General features: G+C 66.8%; 20 protein-coding genes. 4 read left to right on the forward strand and 16 right to left on the reverse strand.

Translation table 11 applies throughout. From position 1 onward, the window contains the following. Window positions 1-25: 25 nt before the first annotated feature. The gene (locus OB2597_RS15465; RefSeq protein WP_148234746.1) at window positions 26-1,597 is read right to left on the reverse strand and encodes a DUF2125 domain-containing protein; all 1,572 of its coding nucleotides are present in this window, start codon (window positions 1,595-1,597) and stop codon (window positions 26-28) included. Between the two features lie 134 nt (window positions 1,598-1,731). Between OB2597_RS15465 and OB2597_RS15470 the strand changes: the two genes are divergently transcribed. Further along, window positions 1,732-2,487, forward strand: a complete 756-nt coding sequence (locus OB2597_RS15470; protein ID WP_009806539.1) for an SDR family oxidoreductase — start codon at window positions 1,732-1,734, stop codon at window positions 2,485-2,487. Beyond that, window positions 2,484-3,092, forward strand: coding sequence for an enoyl-CoA hydratase/isomerase family protein (locus OB2597_RS15475; RefSeq protein ID WP_009806540.1), 609 nt, complete (start codon window positions 2,484-2,486; stop codon window positions 3,090-3,092). Before OB2597_RS15470 ends, OB2597_RS15475 begins: the two co-directional genes overlap by 4 nt. On the opposite strand, the gene OB2597_RS15480 is transcribed toward OB2597_RS15475, so the two are convergent. Beyond that, window positions 3,089-3,403 (reverse strand): HNH endonuclease family protein, encoded by a 315-nt coding sequence (locus OB2597_RS15480; protein WP_009806541.1) that lies wholly within the window; start codon window positions 3,401-3,403, stop codon window positions 3,089-3,091. The genes OB2597_RS15475 and OB2597_RS15480 overlap by 4 nt on opposite strands. Window positions 3,404-3,470: 67 nt before the next feature. On the opposite strand from OB2597_RS15480, the gene OB2597_RS15485 reads away from it, so the two are divergent. After that, window positions 3,471-4,646: a TIGR03862 family flavoprotein gene (locus tag OB2597_RS15485; protein WP_009806542.1), complete on the forward strand. Its 1,176-nt coding sequence runs from the start codon at window positions 3,471-3,473 to the stop codon at window positions 4,644-4,646. On the opposite strand, the gene OB2597_RS15490 is transcribed toward OB2597_RS15485, so the two are convergent. The 7 genes from OB2597_RS15490 to OB2597_RS15520 form a co-directional block, all read right to left on the reverse strand. Then, window positions 4,610-5,209, reverse strand: coding sequence for a glutathione S-transferase family protein (locus OB2597_RS15490; RefSeq protein WP_009806543.1), 600 nt, complete (start codon window positions 5,207-5,209; stop codon window positions 4,610-4,612). The two genes, OB2597_RS15485 and OB2597_RS15490, sit on opposite strands and share 37 nt — an antisense overlap. Window positions 5,210-5,316: 107 nt before the next feature. Beyond that, a complete protein-coding gene (dxs, locus tag OB2597_RS15495) occupies window positions 5,317-7,245 on the reverse strand; it encodes a 1-deoxy-D-xylulose-5-phosphate synthase (RefSeq protein ID WP_009806544.1) in 1,929 nt (642 codons plus the stop codon). Window positions 7,246-7,264: 19 nt separating this feature from the next. After that, on the reverse strand, window positions 7,265-8,125 hold the full coding sequence (locus OB2597_RS15500; protein WP_009806545.1) for a polyprenyl synthetase family protein: 861 nt from the start codon (window positions 8,123-8,125) through the stop codon (window positions 7,265-7,267). A 3-nt stretch (window positions 8,126-8,128) separates the two neighbouring features. Next, window positions 8,129-8,374, reverse strand: coding sequence for an exodeoxyribonuclease VII small subunit (locus OB2597_RS15505; protein WP_009806546.1), 246 nt, complete (start codon window positions 8,372-8,374; stop codon window positions 8,129-8,131). Between the two features lie 55 nt (window positions 8,375-8,429). Further along, a complete protein-coding gene (locus tag OB2597_RS15510) occupies window positions 8,430-9,356 on the reverse strand; it encodes a histone deacetylase family protein (RefSeq protein WP_009806547.1) in 927 nt (308 codons plus the stop codon). A 15-nt stretch (window positions 9,357-9,371) separates the two neighbouring features. Beyond that, the gene (locus OB2597_RS15515) at window positions 9,372-10,082 is read right to left on the reverse strand and encodes a response regulator (RefSeq protein WP_009806548.1); all 711 of its coding nucleotides are present in this window, start codon (window positions 10,080-10,082) and stop codon (window positions 9,372-9,374) included. A 1-nt stretch (window position 10,083) separates the two neighbouring features. Beyond that, a complete protein-coding gene (locus OB2597_RS15520) occupies window positions 10,084-10,575 on the reverse strand; it encodes a MarR family winged helix-turn-helix transcriptional regulator (protein ID WP_009806549.1) in 492 nt (163 codons plus the stop codon). 150 nt (window positions 10,576-10,725) lie between these two features. Between OB2597_RS15520 and OB2597_RS15525 the strand changes: the two genes are divergently transcribed. Further along, window positions 10,726-11,595, forward strand: a complete 870-nt coding sequence (locus OB2597_RS15525; RefSeq protein WP_009806550.1) for a branched-chain amino acid aminotransferase — start codon at window positions 10,726-10,728, stop codon at window positions 11,593-11,595. 161 nt (window positions 11,596-11,756) lie between these two features. Here OB2597_RS15525 and OB2597_RS15530 read toward each other — a convergent pair whose 3' ends face one another. The 7 genes from OB2597_RS15530 to OB2597_RS15560 form a co-directional block, all read right to left on the reverse strand. Further along, entirely contained in the window at window positions 11,757-12,347 is a 591-nt protein-coding gene (locus OB2597_RS15530) for a 2-hydroxychromene-2-carboxylate isomerase (protein WP_009806551.1), read from the reverse strand. 73 nt (window positions 12,348-12,420) lie between these two features. Continuing rightward, a complete protein-coding gene (locus tag OB2597_RS15535; protein WP_009806552.1) occupies window positions 12,421-13,641 on the reverse strand; it encodes an ABC transporter permease in 1,221 nt (406 codons plus the stop codon). A gap of 5 nt (window positions 13,642-13,646) precedes the next feature. Next, window positions 13,647-15,263, reverse strand: a complete 1,617-nt coding sequence (locus OB2597_RS15540; protein ID WP_009806553.1) for an ABC transporter permease — start codon at window positions 15,261-15,263, stop codon at window positions 13,647-13,649. Window position 15,264: 1 nt separating this feature from the next. Further along, window positions 15,265-15,552 carry a DUF1330 domain-containing protein gene (locus OB2597_RS15545; protein ID WP_009806554.1) on the reverse strand — a complete coding sequence of 96 codons (288 nt, stop codon included), beginning with the start codon at window positions 15,550-15,552 and terminating at the stop codon, window positions 15,265-15,267. 122 nt (window positions 15,553-15,674) lie between these two features. Then, a complete protein-coding gene (locus tag OB2597_RS15550; RefSeq protein WP_009806555.1) occupies window positions 15,675-16,787 on the reverse strand; it encodes an extracellular solute-binding protein in 1,113 nt (370 codons plus the stop codon). Window positions 16,788-16,899: 112 nt separating this feature from the next. Then, the gene (locus tag OB2597_RS15555; protein ID WP_040609395.1) at window positions 16,900-18,000 is read right to left on the reverse strand and encodes an ABC transporter ATP-binding protein; all 1,101 of its coding nucleotides are present in this window, start codon (window positions 17,998-18,000) and stop codon (window positions 16,900-16,902) included. 165 nt (window positions 18,001-18,165) lie between these two features. After that, window positions 18,166-19,536, reverse strand: coding sequence for an aspartate aminotransferase family protein (locus OB2597_RS15560; protein ID WP_009806557.1), 1,371 nt, complete (start codon window positions 19,534-19,536; stop codon window positions 18,166-18,168). Between the last annotated feature and the right edge of the window lie 38 nt (window positions 19,537-19,574).

Raw genomic sequence — 19,574 nt, forward strand, 5'->3', positions numbered from 1 at the left:
CCCGGCCCGCCTGCCCGAGCGGCGATTACTGCAGCGGAAACGGTGCGCCGTTGATCGTCAGGCTGCCCGTCGGCGAAAGCTCGATCTCGGCCGACAGATCGTCGGGTCCGCTTTCCTGCCGGCCCAGCTGCTGGATCATCGCGCCCGTCATCATCGCCTGCTGCATCGGAATGATGCCCAGCTGCCCCAGCGTACTCAGCAGCCCCGTCACACCGGTCAGCCGCAGGTTGGCCGTGCCGCCGAACGCCGGGAGGTCGGGGGCGAAGATGCTGCTCGAACTGTTGTCGATGTCGAAGGCGGCGCTGCCATCGATCGACGCTCCGGCGCCGCGCAGCCGCAGCGCGTCGAGGTTCAACCGTGTCACCTCGCCCGGCTGGCCCCCGGTCCGGTCCAGCGCCGACATCTCGGCCTCGTTCAGGATGTTCACGAAAAGCCGCGACTGACCGCTGATCGCCACCTCCACCGTCACCGGATCGTGCGGCAGGCCGTTGCTCGGATCCGCCATCATCCAGATGGCGTCCGGGATCGTGACGTCGGTCAGGGTGAGGGTCGCGCCGAAGGGCTGCTCCTCTTCGCCGGCCAGAAGCGGCAACTGGATCCCGAGGCCGATGGCGGCCGCCGTCGTGTCGATCGGAAACGGCAACTCGCTGCCCGCGATCGAGAGCGAGAGGTCTTCGGTCAGCACGTCATAGGCCATTCCGGCGCTCGAGAGCGACAGGCTGAATCGCCCGCCCTCGCTGGAGGACACCAGACGCACCTGCTGCTTCGGATCCGAGAACTCGAACGAACCCTGGCCCGAATCGAAGCCGAAGTCGGCCGCGACCGCGTAACCGTCCGCCACCGCCTCGTCGATGGCCAGCGGGTCCACCTCGTCGGGGATCACGCCCGAGGTCGACGAGGTCAGGCCGTTCAGCGTGCCCTGCCAGGTCAGGTCGCCCTGCTGCCCCGGATTGACCTCGGACAAGGCCACGTCATAGACGAACCGCGCGACTTCGAAGGACTGATCGACCCGCGTCTCGTCGTTTTCGACCGCGATCCGGTTCCGGCCCGCGGCGTCCTCTAGCGTGACGGCGACCGTGCCGGGGATCGGGATATCGCCCTGCTCGCCCTCCACTTCCTCCAGAGACACGACCGTGCGCGCGGCGGTATAGTCATAGGTGATGTCATCCACATCGCCCGAGGCGACGGTCCTCGCCCCGTCCGTCCGGATGTTGATGCGGGCCGAGAAATCCTCGTCGCCCGGCCCGTCACCTGAAATCGAGACGGTCATGTCCTCGGGGATCTCGATGCCCACGGTACCGTCACCGAGATCCGTCAGCGCGATATCTCCGAAGGTCACGGCGACCGTTCCGCCCTTTCTCCCCGAGTCGGGATCGGCGGGCACATACATGGTCATCGCGAAATCCGGGATGCGAATGTTGCCGTTCTCGCGCACCGGCTCGGATTCCAGCGTATAGCCGAAAGCCGAGAGATACCCGGTCCACTGGGCCCAGACGTCCTCGGGCGTCACATCCGCGACAGCCGGCGACGCGAACGCCGCGGACAGAGCCAGAACCGATCTCCGGGCCATGGCGGCTTTTGCAATTCTCGGCCTCATCTGCGAACGATCCTCTTCCGCGGGTTGATCGACGCCAGAATCGAAGGTTGATCCGCGCGCGTCAAGTCACCCTGTCCTTTACCTTGACGTTAGAAGCCATTTACCAACAGGCAAACGAGTCGAAAGGGGTCGATATGACGGATCTGACAGGCAAAGTCGCCATGATAACCGGGGCGAGCCGCGGGATCGGAGAGGCCGCGGCACGGGAATTCGCCGCAGCGGGCGCAAAAGTCGTGCTCGTCGCCCGCAGCGAGGACCGGATCGCCGAACTGGCCGGAGAGATCGGCAACTCCGCCGTCGCGGTGCCCTGCGACATCTCGCGCTACTGGGAGGTCGAGTCGGCCGTCAATGCCGCGCTTCAAGCCTTCGGCCGGCTCGACATCCTCGTCGGGAATGCCGGGGTGCTTCAGCCGATCACGCATCTGACCGAGGCCGATCCCGAGGCCTGGGGGCAGGTGATGGACGTCAATATCAAGGGCGTCTTCAACGGGATGCGCGCGGCGATTCCCGTGATGCAGGCCAAGGGCGGCGGCACCGTGATCACCGTATCCTCCGGCGCCGCGCACAGCCCGCTGGAAGGCTGGAGCGCCTACTGCACCTCCAAGGCCGGCGCTGCCATGCTGACCCGCGCCGCGCATCTCGAGAACGCCGGCAAGGGCCTCCGCGTCATGGGCCTGTCGCCGGGGACCGTCGCCACCCAGATGCAGCGCGACATCAAGGCCAGCGGGATCAATCCGGTCAGCAAGCTGGACTGGGAGGATCACATCCCGCCCGAATGGCCCGCCAAGGCTCTGTTGTGGATGTGCGGGCCCGATGCGGACGACTACCTGGGCGAAGAGGTTTCGCTCCGCGACGAAGACATCCGCCGTCGTGTCGGGCTGATCGAATGATCGACGTCAGCCGCGACGGCGGGCTCTGGACCGTCACGATCGACCGGCAGGACAAGGCCAATTCCCTGACCGCCGACATGCTCGACGAGCTGGCCGAGACCTTCGAGGCCGCGCAAGAGGCCCGCGCCGTGATCCTGACCGGCCGCGGCAAGGTCTTTTCCGCGGGCGCGGATCTGGAAGAGGCCCGCGCCGGCCTTGCCACCTCTCCGGTCTGGGAACGGCTGTCGACCGCGATCGCCGCGCTGCCGGGGCTGTCCGTCGCCGCGCTGAACGGCACGCTGGCGGGCGGCGCCATGGGCATGGCCCTCGCCTGCGACATCCGGCTGGCCGTGCCCGGCGCGAAGGTCTTCTACCCCGTGATGAAGCTCGGGTTTCTGCCGCAGCCTTCGGACCCGGGTCGCATGGCCGCGCTGATCGGACCGGCCCGGACCCGGCTGATCCTCATGGGCGGACAGAAGATCGAGGCCCCCGAGGCGCTCGACTTCGGCCTGATCGACCGCATCGTCGAGCCGGAGACGTTGATGGAGACCGCCCGCGACATCTGTGCCGACACGCTGGCCGCCAAGCCGGACATCGCCAGCGCGATCAAGCAGATGTGCCGCTAACGCCTGCGCCGCCGGCCGGGCGTCTTCGAATGAAACCCCGGCGGCCGGCGGGCCACCCATGCCGCGAATTTCGCCAGCCGGGGATGCGCCCGCAGCTTCTCCGGTGTGTCGTAGTCGCGCGCCAGTTCGGCCTCGGTCAGCGTGGCATGGATTTCGTTGTGGCAGATCTGGTGCAGGCGCACCGTCGGCCCGTGCTTGCCGCCGCGCAACTTCGGCACGAGATGGTGCAGCGAGGACCGCGCCTCGGGCGGGATCGGCCGCAGGCACAGCGGACAGATCGGATCACCGCTCATCTCTTGGTCGTTCGGCATGCCGCGAACCCTGCCACGCGCGTCGCCCCTTGTCATTCCCGTCGCCCCGGAGCAAGCAAGGCGGACCATGGCGACCGGAGTGGTGATAGGAGGCGGCCCCGCCGGGCTGATGGCGGCGCAGGAAATGTCCCGCGCCGGTCTCTCCGTCGTTCTTGCCGAAGCCAAGCCGAGCGTCGGACGCAAGCTGCTCATGGCCGGCAAGTCCGGACTGAACCTCACCAGGGATGAAGCATTCGATCGGTTCCTCGGCGCCTACGAAGAGGCCGCCCCGCACCTGCGTCCCATGCTCGAGAGAATGGGGCCCGAGACGGTCCGCGCCTGGGCCGAGGCACTGGGGCAGGATCTCTTCACCGGCACGACCGGCCGCGTCTTCCCCCGCGCCATGAAGGCTTCGCCCCTGCTGCGCGCCTGGCTGGGCCAGCTGCGCGGAGGCGGGGTCGAAATACGCACGCGTTGTCGCTGGACCGGCTGGGATGGGGCCGGCCTGACCTTCGACACGCCCGGCGGTCCGACGACGCTGCACCCCGAGGTCTCCGTTCTGGCCCTGGGCGGCGCCAGCTGGGCGCGGCTCGGTTCGGACGGGGCCTGGGCGGAACATTTCGACATCGCGTCCTTCCGCCCCGCCAATATCGGGATCGCCGTCGACTGGAGCGACCGCATGGCGCCCCAGTTCGGCCTGCCGCTCAAGGCGGTGGCCCTGACAGCCGGCGGCCGGTCGTCCCGCGGGGAGTGCGTCATCACCGCCCGCGGCCTCGAAGGGGCGGGGATCTATGCCCTCTCGCGAGAGCTTCGCGATCACGCGCCGCTCAGCCTGGACCTGACCCCGGACATCCCCCTCGACCGCCTGCGCCACAAGCTGGCGCGGCGGCGGCGTGGCGACAGCCTGGCGTCGCACCTCAGGCGCACCATCCGCCTCGATCCCGCGAAACGCGCCCTGCTGATGGAGTTCGGCCGCCCCCTGCCGGACGATCTCGCCCCCCTGCTCAAAGCCCTTCCGGTCCGCCACCACGGGGCGCTTCCGCTCGACCAGGCGATCTCCACCGCCGGGGGTCTGCCCTTTCGGGCGCTGGACGAGACCCTCATGCTGCGCGACCGCCCCGGCACCTTCGCGGCCGGCGAGATGCTGGACTGGGAGGCGCCGACGGGCGGCTATCTCCTGACCGCCTGCCTCGCCACCGGACTATGGGCCGGACGGGCCGCCGCGCGCTACGCCGCCTCTTTCTCGGACTCCACCGCACGCTGAAACGCCGGGCGGGCCTGCATCCGCTTGACATAATCCTGGAGCGCCTCGCTTTCGACAGCGAACTTCGCGCCCATTCCCCAGGTCAGCGTATGGGTCAGAAGGATGTCCGGCACGGTCATCTCGTCGCCCATCACGAAGGGGCCCCGGAACCGTTCGGCCACCGCCTTGGCGTTTCGCGCCCATTCCCACTTGGCCGTGTCCTTGACCCCGGCGACCCGGCGCTCTTCCGGCAGGATGAACCCGTGCCGCGTGGCCGTCCAGATGATGCTTTCAAGATCGTCGAGCACGTGGAAGGTCAGCGCATCCTGCTTGGCGCGCGCGATGGTGCCGGCCTCTGCGGTCATCTTGCCGTGCCTGTCGGCCAGGTACGTCAGGATTGCCGCGCTGTCGGTGATCGCCTCGCCCTGGTCCAGAAGCACCGGCATCTTGCCCAGCCGGGAATGCTGGAGGATCTCCGGCGTGTGCTGCTTGGCCCGCACCCGTTCGTAGGGTTCGCCCAGCTCCTCGAGCATCCAAATCACCCGGAACGTGCGGTTCCGGGATGCGCCGATGACTGTGTACATTGTAATCCGTCCTCCCTCTGTCGCGCTCAGGTGACACGATTGCACCCGGCCCGTCCAGAGACCAACGTCGGCCGGCCCGCTCCGGGCGCGTCAGGCCGGGGGACCGCTCAGGCCTTGCGTTTGCCGACCTGCGCCACGTCCAGCACCTCGAGCACCTTCGCCTCGATATCCGGCGCGTTCAGACCCGCGGTGGCGTACATGTCGGCCGGGCTCGCCTGGTCGATGAAAGTGTCGGGCAGCACCATCGACCGGAAGCGAAGACCGTCGTCAAAGACGCCCTCGTTGGCCAGAAGCTGCGCGACATGGCTGCCGAAACCGCCGACCGCGCCTTCTTCGATCGTGATCAGCGCCTCGTGATCCGCAGCCAGGTTCAGGACCAGGTCGCGATCCAGCGGCTTGGCAAAGCGCGCATCGGCCACCGTCGGGCGGATGCCCCGCGCCTCCAGCGCCTCGCAGGCGTCCAGCACCTCTTTCAGCCGGGTGCCATAGGACAGGATCGCGACGCGCGACCCGTCGCGGATCATCCGCCCCTTGCCGATCTCCAGCGGCACACCCTTGTCCGGCATGTCGACGCCTGCCCCTTCGCCCCGCGGATAGCGGAAGGCGATCGGCCCCTCGTCATGGGCGGCCGCCGTGGCCACCATGTGCATCAGCTCGGCCTCGTCCGCCGCGGCCATCACGACGAATCCGGGAAGGTTGGTCAGATAGGAAACGTCGAAACTCCCCGCGTGGGTGGCGCCGTCGGCTCCGACCAGCCCGGCACGGTCGATGGCGAAGCGCACCGGCAGTCGCTGGATGGCCACGTCATGCACGACCTGATCGTATCCCCGCTGCAGGAAGGTCGAATAGATCGCGCAGAACGGCCGCATTCCCCCGGCGGCCAGACCTGCCGCAAAGGTCACGCCATGCTGCTCGGCAATGCCCACGTCGAAGGTCCGCGAGGGATACCTTTCCGCCATCAGGTTCAGCCCGGTGCCGTCGGGCATCGCCGCCGTCACGGCGCAGACCCGCTGGTCCTCTCCCGCCAAGCGCACCAGTTCCTTCCCGAAGACCGATGTATAGGACGGCGCGTTCGAGGGCGCCTTCTTCTGCTCGCCCGAAATCACGTCGAACTTGGCCGTGGCGTGCCCCTTGTCCGAGGCCCGTTCGGCCGGGCCATAGCCCTTGCCCTTCTTGGTGACGACATGCACCAGCACCGGCCCCGCCGCCCGCGCCTTGACCGTCCGCAGGATCGGCAGCAGCTGGCTCATGTCATGCCCGTCGATCGGGCCGATGTACGAAAATCCCAGCTCTTCGAAGAGGGTGCCGCCCATTGCCATGCCCTTGAGCATGTCCTTGGCGCGCTTGGCCCCCTCCTGGAAGGGCGGCGGCAGCAGGCTCGCCATGCCCTTGGCCGCGGCCTTCAGTTCCTGGAACGGCTCTTCGGCATAAAGCCGCGACAGGTAGTTCGAAAAGGCGCCGACCGGCGGCGCGATCGACATGTCGTTGTCGTTCAGGATCACGATCAGCCGCTTGCCGAGCGACCCGGCATTGTTCATCGCCTCGAAGGCCATGCCCGCGCTCATCGCGCCGTCGCCGATCACCGCGATCGCGTCGCCGATCCCATGCTCCGGTGCACCGCCCAGGTCGCGCGCCACGGCAAAGCCCAAAGCGGCGGAAATCGACGTCGAGGAATGCGCCGCCCCGAAGCAGTCGTAGGGGCTTTCCGACCGCTTGGTGAACCCGGACAGCCCGTCCTTCTGGCGCAGGGTGCGGATGCGGTCGCGCCGGCCGGTCAGGATCTTGTGCGGATAGGTCTGGTGCGACACGTCCCAGACGATCCGGTCGCGCGGCGCATCCCAGATCGCGTGCAGCGCAACGGTCAGCTCGATGACCCCCAGACCCGCGCCGAGGTGCCCGCCCGTCTGCGACACGGCCGAGATCGTCTCGGCCCGCAACTCGTGCGCGACCTGCCGCAGCTCGGCATCCGAGAACTTGTTCAGATCGCCCGGCTCCTGGACCTGGTCCAGCAAGGGGGTGTCGGGTCTGTCGCTCATGCCGCCCTCCGGGGCCCGTTCAGCTTTGCCGCGAGATAACGAAGCGCGCGGCCTCCCGCAAGCCGTCCGCCCGCTCACCATAGACCGAGAGAGCTTCACAAGCGGTTTCCACCAGGCGTCCCGCCTCGGCCTTGGCGCCGTCCAGCCCCATCAGCGACACGAAGGTCGCCTTGCCCGCGGCCGTATCCTTGCGCAGCCGCTTGCCTGTCTCGGCTTCGTCACCCTCTACATCTAGGATGTCGTCCGCGATTTGAAAGGCCAGGCCGAGCGCCCGGGCGTAGGCGCCCATGGGGCCGGGATCCGCATCCGCCATGATCGGCCCGGCCTGCGCCGACCATTCGATAAGCGCCCCGGTCTTGCGGGCCTGCAACTCGGTGATCTGGGGCAGGCTCAGCGGTTCGGGCGCGGTCTCGGCCGCGATGTCCAGCGCCTGCCCGTGCACCATGCCCATGCCGCCCGCCGCCCGCGCCATGCCCGCGGTCAGCGTCACCACGCGGTCGGCCGGCAGCGCGGCATGGGACAGCAGGTCGAAGGCCAGGGACTGCAGCGCGTCTCCGACAAGGATCGCCGTCGCCTCGTTCCACTTCACATGGACCGTCGGCTGCCCCCGGCGCAGGTCGTCGTCGTCCATCGCCGGAAGATCGTCATGCACCAGCGAATAGGCGTGCATTGCCTCGATGGCGGCGGCGGCGTCCAGAGCCGGCCCCGGCGCGACCCCGTGCAGCGCGGCCCCCTCGCAGACCAGGAACGCCCGCAGGCGCTTGCCGCCGCTGGTCGCGTGACGCATCGCCTCCCCGACCTCTCCGGGCATGTCTCTCAGGGCAAGGTCCAGCCGCCCCGACACCGTCGCGGCGACCTCCGCGATCCGGCGGTCGAACATGCGTCAGAGCCCTTCGGCCGGTGTCGTGCCCGTGGCGTTGCCCTCGGCATCGGCGGTGATCGCCTCGACCTTTTCCTCGGCCGCCCGCAGCCGGTCCTCGCAGCGCTTCTTGAGCGCCGCCCCCCGCTCGTACAGCTTGATCGAATCCTCGAGCGGCACATCGCCCCGTTCGAGCTTGCCCACGACCTGCTCGAGCTCGCGCATGGCGTCTTCGAACGACATCTCATCGACGGGTTTCGGCTCACTCATGGGGCGGCTCCTCTGGCTCGGATCGGGCGCACCATAGGGGCAGTCGCCACGGGGTTCAACGCGCCGCGGCGATCAGCGCGTCCACATGCACCCCGGCCGAAGCCGCGAGCGCCGGCAGGTCGTAGCCGCCCTCGAGACACGAGACGATCCGGCCCTCGCACAGCCGCGCCGCCGCTTTGGCCAGTTCCTCGGTAATCCATTGGAAATCCTCGGTCGAAAGCGCGATCGAGGCCAGCGGGTCGTCCCGGTGCGCGTCGAACCCGGCCGAGAGGAACAGCATCTCGGGCTCGAACGCCTCGATCAGCGGAATGATGCGATTCGCCAGGATCTTGCGGTAGAGCTCGCCATCCGTGCCCGCCGACAGCGGGATGTTGGTGATCTGCCCGTGCGCCCCCTGCTCGTGCTGCGCGCCCGTCCCCGGATAGAGCGGCATCTGGTGCGTCGAGACGAACAGCGCATCCGCCTCGTTCCACAGCAGGTCCTGCGTACCGTTGCCGTGATGAACGTCGAAATCCACGATCGCGACCTTCTTCAGCCCGTGGTTCCGAAGCGCATGCCGCGCCGCGATGGCGACGTTTCCGAACAGGCAGAACCCCATCGGCTGCTCGGTCTCGGCATGATGCCCCGGCGGACGGGTGGCGACAAAGGCGTTCCCCACCTCGCCGGACATCACCATGTCCACGGCCGCAACCGCCCCGCCAACCCCGCGACAGGCGGCCTCGAACGAACCCGGCGACATGTAGGTATCCGCGTCCAACTGCACGATCCCGGTCTCGGGCCGCGCCGCGCGGAGCGCGTCGATATGGGCCTGCGGATGGCACAGCAGAATGGAATCGTCTGCGGCCGCGGGGGCCTCGACGCGCCGCAGGTCCTTGCCCTCCAGCGCCTTCAGCACCTCGTGCAGCCGCGCCACCTGCTCGGGGTGACCCTCCGGCGTCACATGTCCGTGGCAATCGGGATGCGTGATCAATGCGGTCGTCATGAACCCTCCTGTCGGTCAGTCATGCACCAGCATATAGCCCTCGCCCCGCACCGTCTGCAGGTATCGCGGCTGTTTCGGGTCGAGCTCGATCTTGCGCCGCAGCCGGGTGATCTGCACGTCGACCGCACGCTCCTGCGCCTGCCCGTCCTTCCCCGCCCCGCGCCCGAGTTCCTCGACCAGCCGGGTCCGGCTCAGCGGTTCGCCGGGCTGGGCGGCGAATATGCGCATCAGCTGCACTTCGGTGCCCGTCAGGCGCACCGTCTCGTCGCCTTCCCGCATCTCGCCCTTGTCGACATCATAGCGCACACGCCCCAGGTTCAGCACCTTGGGCGCCGCGCTCACCTCGACCGGTTCGGGCATCCGGCGGAGGATCGCGTTGATCCGCAGCAGCAGTTCCTTGGGCTCGAACGGCTTCGCGAGGTAGTCGTCGGCCCCGGCCTCCAGCCCCGCGATCCGGTCCTTCGTCTCGTCCCGTGCGGTCAGCAGCAGGATCGGCGTCGCCATCTCCTGACGCAGCGACCGGGTCAGGCTGATCCCGTCCTCGCCGGGCATCATCACGTCCAGCACGATCAGGTCGAATTCCAGTCCCGCCAGCAGCCGCCGCGCATGTGCCGCGTCCCGGGCAGCCGAAACCAGGAACCCGCTTCGCTTGAGGTAGCGCGACAGCAGTTCGCGGATACGCTCGTCATCGTCGACGATCAGCAAATGCGGGTTGGGGTCGGCCATCCTAACCCTCCCGCAACGCGGAATAGAGGCGCTTGAGTTCCGGATCCATCATCGACTCGAGCACCTGCCTGAACCCCGCCACCGCCTCGGGCCCCGCCTTGCGATAGGCCGCCCGCATCTGCGCCCGCTGCGCCTCGGACAGGCTCTTCTCCAGCGCCGCGCCCTCCTCGGTCAGGTAGAGGTGCCGCTCGCGCTTATCCGCCGTGCCGACCCGGCTCTCCACCAGCCCGTCCTCGATCAGGGTGCGCAGCACGCGGTTCAGCGACTGCTTGGTCACGCCGAGGATCGCCAGCAGCCGGTTCACGTTCATCCCCGGCGCCCGCGAGATGAAATGCAGGGCGCGGTGATGTGCACGACCATAGGAGATGCCCTCGAGGATCTGGTCCGGCGCCGAGGTAAACCCCCGATAAGCAAAGTACATCGCCTCGATACCCTGCCGCAGCTGCTCGTCCGTCAGGAAAAGCAGGCTTTCGCCGGTTGGGACCTCACTCATGCATCACCATTCACAAAGCGCCTCGAATTTCGTCACATTAAGTCAGTCTTGTTGACATTCCAAGTACCGACTGTTAGCGAGTCTCCGATTTCAGCGCAACTTTATGTCCGCTCCGGACCGATAGGGCGCAACAAATGCAAAGGTGATGAGATGGACGGTGCCTACGACGATCGCGACGGCAAGATCTGGATGGACGGCAAGCTGGTGGAATGGCGCGAGGCCAATGTCCACCTTCTGACCCACGGCCTGCACTACGCCTCCTCGGTCTTCGAGGGCGAACGCTGCTACAACGGCCGGATCTTCAAGGGCGAGGAACATTCCGCGCGCCTGAGGAAATCCGCCGAATACCTCGACTTCGAAATCCCCTGGACCGTCGAAGAGATCGAGAAGGCGAAATACGACATGCTGGCCGCCAACGGCTGGACCGACGCCTATGTCCGCGCCGTCGCATGGCGCGGTGCGGGTAAGGACATGGGCGTCTCGGCCCGCCGCAACCCCGTCCGCCTCGCCATCGCAGGGTGGGAATGGGGCAACTACTACGGCGACGCCAAGTTCAAGGGCGCCAAGCTCGACATCGCGAAATGGAAACGGCCCTCCCCCGAGACGATCCCCGTGCACGCCAAGGCCGCCGGTCTCTACATGATCTGCACCATGTCCAAGCACGAGGCCGAGACAAAGGGCTGCTCGGACGCGCTCTTCATGGACTACCGCGGCTACGTGGCCGAGGCGACCGGCGCGAACATCTTCTTCGTCAAGGACGGCGAGGTGCACACGCCGGACCCCGACTGCTTCCTGAACGGCATCACCCGCCGCACGGTGATCGACATGCTGAAGGACCGCCAGATCAAGGTCCACGAGCGCCACATCATGCCGGAAGAGCTGGAAAGCTTCGAACAGTGCTGGCTGACCGGCACCGCGGCCGAGGTGACCCCCGTCGGCCAGATCGGCGACTACAACTTCGAAGTCGGCGCCCTGGCGAAGGACATGGTGGAAGGCTACGAGAAGCTGGTGCGGGCGTAATCGCCACACAACCCTGGCACCAACGCATCCCCGGCCCCGGCCGGGGATCTCGCGCACCCCGCACCACCGTCATCTTCGTATTTGATCCGAGGATGACGTCCGCGCCATTCACCTCCGCGACGTGCCACACACACCGTCACGCGAGCGGGCGCCGGCGCTAATCAGCGTCGCGCCCACTCGATCGCGGCCTCCAGGCGGTCGTCGCCCCAGAACAGTTCCCCGTCCTCGCAGACGAAACTCGGCGCGCCGAAGATGCCGCGATCCCGAGCGTCCTGGGTCGCGGCTGCGTAGGCCGCGCCGATCCGCTCGCTCTCGGCGTCGGCCACCACGCGATCCATCTGCTGACCGCAGCCCGGCAGGACGCGGGTCAGGTTCTCGACCGTGCCCGCCGGCACGCCCTCTTCGAACCAGGCCTGATAGGTGGCGGTCACATAGGCGCCGAACCAGCCCTCCTCGCTCGCGAGGACGCCGATCCGGTTGGCCCTGTCGAAATTCTCCAGCGGATAGGGCGCCGGCAGTTGCGGCGACAGCCCGTGGTCCCGCGCCCGCCGTTCGATGTCGCGCCACATGTAGGCGGCCTTCACCGGCTTGGTCGCAAAGGGGATGTTGTCCATCTCCGTCATGATCTCGCGCACCGAAAAAGGCCGCCAGTCGATGCTGACGGCCTCCCGCTCGGCCAGCGCGCCGATCCGCGACACGCTGAGATAGCTGTAGGTGCTGCCGATCGATATCCAGAATTCGAGTTTCGGCATGTCTCCTCCCTGACACCTCTGTTTCCTCCCGTCCCGGCCGCACGGCCGGACGGCCGCCGTACGGGCCGCGGCCTCAGCCCGGCGACAACCCCCGCAGCCGCTCGCTCCTCCTGCGCAGCAGCTCCACCGTCGTGAGCAGCGCGATCGAGATCACCACGAGGATCGTCGCCACCGCGAGGATCGTCGGCGAGATCTGTTCGCGCAGCCCGATGAACATCTGCCACGGCAGAGTCTTCTGGGCGGCAGATCCGACAAAGAGCACCACCACCACCTCGTCGAACGAGGTGATGAAGGCGAACAGCCCGCCCGAGATCACGCCCGGCAGGATCAGCGGCATCTGAACGCGGAAGAAGGTCGTCACCGGATCCGCCCCCATGTTCGCCGCCGCCCGCGTCAGCGACCGGTCGAACCCGACCAGCGTCGCCGTCACCGTGATGATGACGAAGGGAATGCCCAGCACCGCATGGGCCAGGATGACCTTTATGTAGCCCACGAGGCTCTTGGACATGCCGATGCTGCCTTCGAGGAAGTTCCCCAGTGTCGAATAGAAGAAGAACATGCCCGTGGCCGAGATGATCAGCGGCACGATCATCGGCGAGATCAGGATCGCCATGATGGCCCGACGCCCCGGCACGTGGGACTGCGACAGGCCGATCGCCGCCAGCGTGCCCAGCGAGACCGAGATGATCGTCGCGATCGGCGCGATCACCAGAGAGTTCTTCAGCGCGAGTTGCCAGTCGTCGGTCTGGAAGAAATCGCGATAGTGCTTGAGCGAATAGCCCTCGGGGTCCAGCCGCAGCATCTCGGGCGTGAAGGTGAAGAAGTTCTCCGCATTGAACGACAGCGGCATCACCACGAGGATCGGCGTGATCAGGAAGATGAAGATCGCGCCGCAGAGGAACAGGAAGAAATTCCACCACAGCGTCTGCCCCGGCGTGGCATAGATCGGCACGTCGTCCCGGTAGGTTCCGCGCCCGATCCAGTAGGCGAACCACGAGATGATCGCCCCGATGATCGCTCCTCCGAGCGCTCCGCCAAGCCCGCCCGTCAGCATTCCGACCAGCGCGAAGACGAGGATGACACCCCACCGGCCCAGCGCCTTGTTCGGCACCATCGCGTTCAGCCCGTAGCCCAGGACGGCCCCGATCAGCGCGCCGAGGATCAGCCCGAGCCACGGCGCGCCCACGACGTTGCCGGTCAGGAAGCCGAGGATGAGCCCCAGCCCGCCGACGACGGGTACGGTGAACCTCATCATGCCGGGACGGCCCGTCTTGACCACGAGTTCTTCTGCCATGTCCCTTACCCCAGCTTCACGTTGTCGATGCCGACGATCTTGTCATAGGCCCAGTAGAGCACCAGCACGACCACCAGCAGGATCGATCCCAGTGCCGCCGCGAGACCCCAGTTGAGCGACGACGAGATGTGATAGGCGATCCGGTTCGAGATGAACGTCCCGGTGTTGCCGCCCACGATTTCCGGCGTGATGTAATAGCCGATGGCCAGGATGAAGACGAGGATCGACCCCGCCCCGATGCCCGGCACCGACTGCGGGAAATAGACCCGCCAGAACGCCGTCCAGTTGGTCGCGCCAAGCGACTTGGCCGCGCGCAGGTAGCTCGGCGGGATGGTCTGCATCACCGAATACATCGGCAGGATCATGAACGGCAGAAGGATGTGGGTCATCGCCACGATCGTGCCGAATTGGTTGTTGATCATCGTCAGCCGCGCATCGTCCGCGACCAGCCCCAGCCAGACCAGCACGTCGTTTATGACCCCCTGCTGCTGCAGCATCACCTTCCACGCACTCGTCCGCACCAGGAGCGAGGTCCAGAAGGGCAGCAGCACCAGGATCATCAGCAGGTTCGCGGTACGCATCGGCAGGTTGGCCAGCAGCCAGGCCACCGGATAGCCCAGCAGGATGCAGGACCCGGTGATCATCAGCGACATGAACAGCGTCCGCTGGAACAGCATGCCGTAGATCCGCTGGTTCTCGGGCCGGGCCTCGACCCCGTCGGGGGTGACCTGCATGTCGGCCGCATTGGCGAAATACCCCGGCGTCACGCGCGGCGAATAAAGCTGGATGATCTGCCAGACCTCCGGGTCCAGCCAGTCCTCGTCCGCATCGGCGAACTGCTCGCGCAGCGAAACCGTCTCGAACCCGCCGACCGCTTCGCCCGCCGCCGCCAGCCGGTCGGACAGGCCGCTGACATCCGCGCCCTGGCTCAGTTCGTGATAGAGGGCCGTGTACATCAGATCCGGCACGTCCTCTTCCAGGACCTTGTCGCCCTCTTCGACGTTGAACGCCTTCCAGTCCTCCCAGGCGCCGGCCGTGAGCGGAAGGACGTCCGAGGCCGGCCCGTCGCCCAGCATGGCGGCCCAGGTCTGCGGCTCTTCCCAGCCGGGATCGAGCGCGATGAACTGGTCCGTGTAGATATCGGTGTCGAACCGGTCCACCCGCCGCCCCGTCTTGCGAAAGAGCGAGGAGACCCCGGTCAGCTCATAGTTCAGCCGCGTGCCGAGGCGGGTGTGCTCCTTGCGCTCGGCGGCGAACCACATGTCGATGTAGAAATCCGTCCAGACATCCTCGCCCGGCAGGTCCTGCGCCTCGGCGTCCCAGTCGGACAGCGACTGCACGGTGCGCGGCAGGGTATCGGCCACGATGTCGTTCTTGATCGACCGCAGCAGCATGTCCCCGATCGGGATCACGAAGGTGATCAGCACGAAGATCAGCAGCGGCGCGATCAGCCCGAGCGCCCGCAGTTTCTGCCGCCGCAGCGCCCGCGCCAGGGACTTTTTCAGCGGCGTTCCGTCCGCCGCCAGCATCGGCCCGCCCGCGGCGGCCCGGTCGGCGTCGCGCAGGGCGTTGTCCGGTGTCGGCCCGGTGATGTGATCGGGTCCGGCAGTGTTGTCGGTCATTTCAGACGCCCTCCACGAGGATGATGTCGCTTTCGGCGGTGGCATGGCGGATCGCCACCACCTCCTGGTATTCGGGGGAGTGGTAGGCGCGTTTCGCGTCCTCGAAACTGGGAAATTCGATCACGACGTGGCGGTCCTTCATGGGCCCCTCGGGCGCCTCCGAGGCTCCGCCACGGACGATGAACCGTCCGCCGTAGCCTTCTAGGATCGGCGTGTCCCGCTCCACGTAGACCTTATAGGCCTCGGGATCCTTCACCGTGATATGGCCGATGATGTAGCCTTTCGGCATGATATGTCCCCGTCGTCCTGCCGTGGTCGCGGAGGAAATGGGTCCCTCCCGCCGGCTCTTGGTGGGTCCGGGACCCGATGGCCCCGGACCGTAGGGTGGGGTTTCACCCCACCGTGCCTGTCTTACTGGGCGAGCCAGGACTGGAACTTCGCGTCGATGTCGTCGCGATAGTCGGCCCAGAACTCGTAGTTGTAGACGAAGGTGTTCTTGGCGTTCTCGGGATCGGTCGGCATGTGCGGCGCCATGTCGATGCCCAGCTCGGCGTGCTGCCCGACGAGCGGAGCCGAGGACTGGCGGGCCGGACCGTACGAGATGTACTTGGCCTGATCCGCCAGACGCTGCGTGTCGGTCGCGAACTTCACGAAGTCCTTCACGCGGGCGAGGCGCTCTTCGCTCAGACCGGTCGGGATGATCCAGCCGTCAAGATCGAAGACCTGCGCGTCCCAGAGCATCTCGAAGTCCTGACCCTGTTCCTCGATCGCCGAGAACCAGCGGCCGTTGTAGGACGACGCCATCACAACTTCGCCATCTGCGAGCAGCTGCGGCGGTTCGGCGGCAGCCGACCACCAGACCGTCTCGTCCTTGATGGTGTCCAGCTTGTCGAGCGCCTGCTGCTGACCTTCTTCGGTCGCCAGGACGTCGTAGATCTCGTCCTTGGCGACACCGTCGCAGAGCAGGGCCCATTCCATGTTGTTGATCGGGCGACGCTCCAGGGCGCGCTTGCCCGGATAGGTCTCGGTGTCGAAGAAGGCACAGATGCTGTCCGGCGCTTCGGCCCCATCGGGAAGCAGATCCGCCCGGTAGGCGGCCGTGGTCGAATAGACGATCTGCGGAATGAAGCAATCCGACACGATCAGGTCGCCGAAATCGTCCTCGGCCGAGGTGCCGTCATCGCCTTCGGCCAGCAGTTCGTCAGGCTCGTACTCCATCGCCAGGCCCTCGTCGCACAGGCGGATGGCGTCGGCCGCCACCACATCGACCAGATCCCAGGTGATGTTGCCGGCCTCGTTCATGGCGCGCAGCTTGGCCACGGCCTCGTTCGAGGATTCGTCCCAGACGACGTTCACGTCGGGGTTCATCTCCTGGTACGGCTCCACATAGGCCTTGAGCTGGCTGTTCTGGTAGGCGCCGCCCCAGGACACGATCGTCATGTCGTCGGCCATCTCCTGCGCGGAGACCGCCCCGGCCACGACGGTGACTGCCGTCGTGGTCATGAGGGTCTTGATCAGTTTCATACTGTTCTCCCTAGTTGTTTTGCCCGTTCTGGTTTCGGTGCCCTACGCCACGGGTCGGACGCTCGGGCGACCATGATCGGCGCCCCGCGGCGCCGAAACTCAGGTCTCTCTCTCACGCATCAAGCGCGCGGGCATCGTCGGGCAGCCAGCCGATCTCGATCTGCTCGCCCTTCTTCAGGCGCCGCTGGTCCGGCGCGTTCCGCGTCTTGATCACGAAATCCTCGGTCCCGGCCACGCGCAGGCGCGTCCGGAAGATGTCGCCCATGTAGATGAACTCGACCACTTCGGCCCGGAGCGTATGGGCGTCGGGGCTGAGCCGCTCCTTGTTCATCTCGACCCGCTCGGGCCGGATCGAGATCAGGGTCCTGTCCCCCGGCTTCACGACGTTGACGGGCTTGGCGTCGATGATCGACCCGTCGTCGAGCTTCACGGTGCAGGTGTTGCCCTTGATCTCCTGGATCGTGCCTTCCAGCGTGTTGTTCTCGCCGATGAACTGCGCGACGAAACTGTTCTGCGGACTCTCGTAGAGTTCGTCCGGCGGGGCGAGTTGCTGGATCCGCCCGTCGTCGAAGACCGCCACGCGGTCCGACATGGTCAGCGCCTCGGTCTGGTCGTGGGTGACGTAGACGGTGGTGATCCCGAGATTGTGGGCGATGTTGGTGATCTCGAACTGCATGTGTTCGCGCAGCTGCTTGTCCAGCGCACCGAGCGGCTCGTCCATGAGCACCAGCTCGGGCTCGAACACCAGCGCGCGGGCCAGCGCGATCCGCTGCTGCTGCCCGCCCGACAGCTGGGCCGGACGGCGGCCGCCGAACTCGCCCATCTGCACCATCTCCAGCGCCCGCTTCACCTTTTCCTCGCGGTCGGACTTGCCCATCCGCCGGACTTCCAGCGGAAACGACAGGTTCTCGGCCACGGTCATGTGCGGGAACAGCGCGTAGTTCTGGAACACCATGCCGATGCCGCGCTTGTGCGGCGGGATGTTGTTGATCGGCTTGCCATCCAGCTTGATCTCGCCGTGGGTGGCCGTCTCGAACCCCGCCAGCATCATCAGGCAGGTGGTCTTTCCGGACCCGGAGGGCCCCAGCATGGTCAGGAATTCGCCCTTCGGCAGGGACAGGTTCAGGTCTTTGACGACGAGCGTTTCGCCATCATAACTCTTCTGCACGCGTTCGAAGGCAACGAACGCATCGCCGTTTGTCACATCAGCCAAAAGTGGCTCCCCGTTGTCTTTCCGCGGCTTTTGCCGCCGTTATCCTGCCAGTAAACGCGCGGCACCCCGGCCTATGCAACCGGAACGCGGCGGTTTTTTCGGCATTTGCGACGATTTTCCTTGTTCTGCTTGCAAGAAATAAGCCGCAAATGCCCCGAAACCCGGTTACCCGAGCACCGCTGCGACCGCCTTGGCGGTCTTGTCGGCCACTTCGGCCGCCTCCGACTCGGTCAGGCTGAACGGCGGCGCAAAGCCCAGGATGTCGCCCTGCGGCATCGCGCGGCCGATCACCCCGTGCTCCAGCAGCTTGCCCGCGACCTGCGCGCCGATCTTGTCGCCCGGATCGAAAAATGTGCCCGCTGCCACGTCCTTCTGGAACTCCACCGCGGCGATCATCCCCTCGCCCCGCACCTCCGCGACATGGGCATGGCCGCCAACGGCATCCTGCAGCGCCTCGTTGAACATCCGGCCCACCCGGCCCGCATTCTCGACGAGGTTCAGATCGTCGATCAGCCTGAGGTTCGCGATCCCGGCAGCGGCTCCGATCGGATGCGCCGAATAGGTCCAGCCGTGACCGATCGGCCCGTTCTCGTCCGTCCCCTGCTCGAGCACCTTCCACATCTTGTCGCCGACGATGGATCCCGACAGCGGCGCATAGGCCGAGGTCAGTCCCTTGGCGATGGTGATCAGGTCCGGCCGGATGCCGTAGTGATCGCTGCCGAACATCGTGCCCAGCCGGCCGAACCCGGTGACCACCTCGTCGGCCACCAGCAGGATGTCGTGCCGGTCCAGCACCTTCTGGATCGCGGGCCAGTAGCCCTCGGGCGGCGGGACGATCCCGCCGGTCCCCATCAGCGGCTCGCCGATGAAGGCCGCGATCGTGTCAGCGCCCTCGCGCTCGATCAGCGCCTCCAGCTCGGCCACCAGATGATCGACGAAAGCCGCCTCGCTCATCTCCCGGTCGGGACGGCGCAGGTAGTAGGGCGCCTCGGTGTGGATGACCTGCGCCAGCGGCAGGTCGAACTTCTTGTGGAAGAGCTCCAGCCCGGTCAGCGACCCGGTCATCAGTCCCGAGCCGTGATAGCCCCGCCAGCGCGAGATGATCTTCTTCTTCTCCGGACGTCCGAGGATGTTGTTGTAATACCAGATCAGCTTGACGTTGGTCTCGTTCGCATCCGATCCGCCGAGCCCGAAATAGACCTTGCTCATGCCGTCGGGCGCCCGGTCGAGGATCATCTTCGCCAGCGTGATCGAGGCCTCGGTGCCGTGCCCGACGTAGGCGTGGTAATAGGCCAGCTCCTTCGCCTGCTCCGCGATGGCCTCCGCGATCTCCATCCGCCCGTAGCCAACGTTCACGCAATAGAGCCCCGCGAAGGCGTCCAGGAACCGGTTGCCGTCCCGGTCCTCGATATGACAGCCCGACGCCGTCCTGATCACGCGGTTGGGCGCCTCGCCTTGCGCGTGCTGCGCCAGGTGGGTCGAGGGGTGGAAGAAGGCCTCGCGGTCCCACTGGTCGAGTGTGTCATTCCTCAGCATGTCTTCGCCTTTCCTTGGGGGTCGTCGCGCGCCCCTGC

Source organism: Pseudooceanicola batsensis HTCC2597 (assembly GCF_000152725.1).
GTDB lineage: Bacteria > Pseudomonadota > Alphaproteobacteria > Rhodobacterales > Rhodobacteraceae > Pseudooceanicola > Pseudooceanicola batsensis.

What these genes read in the sequence shown, in the direction of transcription:
- OB2597_RS15465 (WP_148234746.1), bottom strand. Translation starts at nt 1,597, where the DNA reads ATGAGGCCGAGAATTGCAAAAGCCGCCATGGCCCGGAGATCGGTTCTG.
- OB2597_RS15470 (WP_009806539.1), top strand. Translation starts at nt 1,732, where the DNA reads ATGACGGATCTGACAGGCAAAGTCGCCATGATAACCGGGGCGAGCCGC.
- OB2597_RS15475 (WP_009806540.1), top strand. Translation starts at nt 2,484, where the DNA reads ATGATCGACGTCAGCCGCGACGGCGGGCTCTGGACCGTCACGATCGAC.
- OB2597_RS15480 (WP_009806541.1), bottom strand. Translation starts at nt 3,403, where the DNA reads ATGCCGAACGACCAAGAGATGAGCGGTGATCCGATCTGTCCGCTGTGC.
- OB2597_RS15485 (WP_009806542.1), top strand. Translation starts at nt 3,471, where the DNA reads ATGGCGACCGGAGTGGTGATAGGAGGCGGCCCCGCCGGGCTGATGGCG.
- OB2597_RS15490 (WP_009806543.1), bottom strand. Translation starts at nt 5,209, where the DNA reads ATGTACACAGTCATCGGCGCATCCCGGAACCGCACGTTCCGGGTGATT.
- dxs (WP_009806544.1), bottom strand. Translation starts at nt 7,245, where the DNA reads ATGAGCGACAGACCCGACACCCCCTTGCTGGACCAGGTCCAGGAGCCG.
- OB2597_RS15500 (WP_009806545.1), bottom strand. Translation starts at nt 8,125, where the DNA reads ATGTTCGACCGCCGGATCGCGGAGGTCGCCGCGACGGTGTCGGGGCGG.
- OB2597_RS15505 (WP_009806546.1), bottom strand. Translation starts at nt 8,374, where the DNA reads ATGAGTGAGCCGAAACCCGTCGATGAGATGTCGTTCGAAGACGCCATG.
- OB2597_RS15510 (WP_009806547.1), bottom strand. Translation starts at nt 9,356, where the DNA reads ATGACGACCGCATTGATCACGCATCCCGATTGCCACGGACATGTGACG.
- OB2597_RS15515 (WP_009806548.1), bottom strand. Translation starts at nt 10,082, where the DNA reads ATGGCCGACCCCAACCCGCATTTGCTGATCGTCGACGATGACGAGCGT.
- OB2597_RS15520 (WP_009806549.1), bottom strand. Translation starts at nt 10,575, where the DNA reads ATGAGTGAGGTCCCAACCGGCGAAAGCCTGCTTTTCCTGACGGACGAG.
- OB2597_RS15525 (WP_009806550.1), top strand. Translation starts at nt 10,726, where the DNA reads ATGGACGGTGCCTACGACGATCGCGACGGCAAGATCTGGATGGACGGC.
- OB2597_RS15530 (WP_009806551.1), bottom strand. Translation starts at nt 12,347, where the DNA reads ATGCCGAAACTCGAATTCTGGATATCGATCGGCAGCACCTACAGCTAT.
- OB2597_RS15535 (WP_009806552.1), bottom strand. Translation starts at nt 13,641, where the DNA reads ATGGCAGAAGAACTCGTGGTCAAGACGGGCCGTCCCGGCATGATGAGG.
- OB2597_RS15540 (WP_009806553.1), bottom strand. Translation starts at nt 15,263, where the DNA reads ATGACCGACAACACTGCCGGACCCGATCACATCACCGGGCCGACACCG.
- OB2597_RS15545 (WP_009806554.1), bottom strand. Translation starts at nt 15,552, where the DNA reads ATGCCGAAAGGCTACATCATCGGCCATATCACGGTGAAGGATCCCGAG.
- OB2597_RS15550 (WP_009806555.1), bottom strand. Translation starts at nt 16,787, where the DNA reads ATGAAACTGATCAAGACCCTCATGACCACGACGGCAGTCACCGTCGTG.
- OB2597_RS15560 (WP_009806557.1), bottom strand. Translation starts at nt 19,536, where the DNA reads ATGCTGAGGAATGACACACTCGACCAGTGGGACCGCGAGGCCTTCTTC.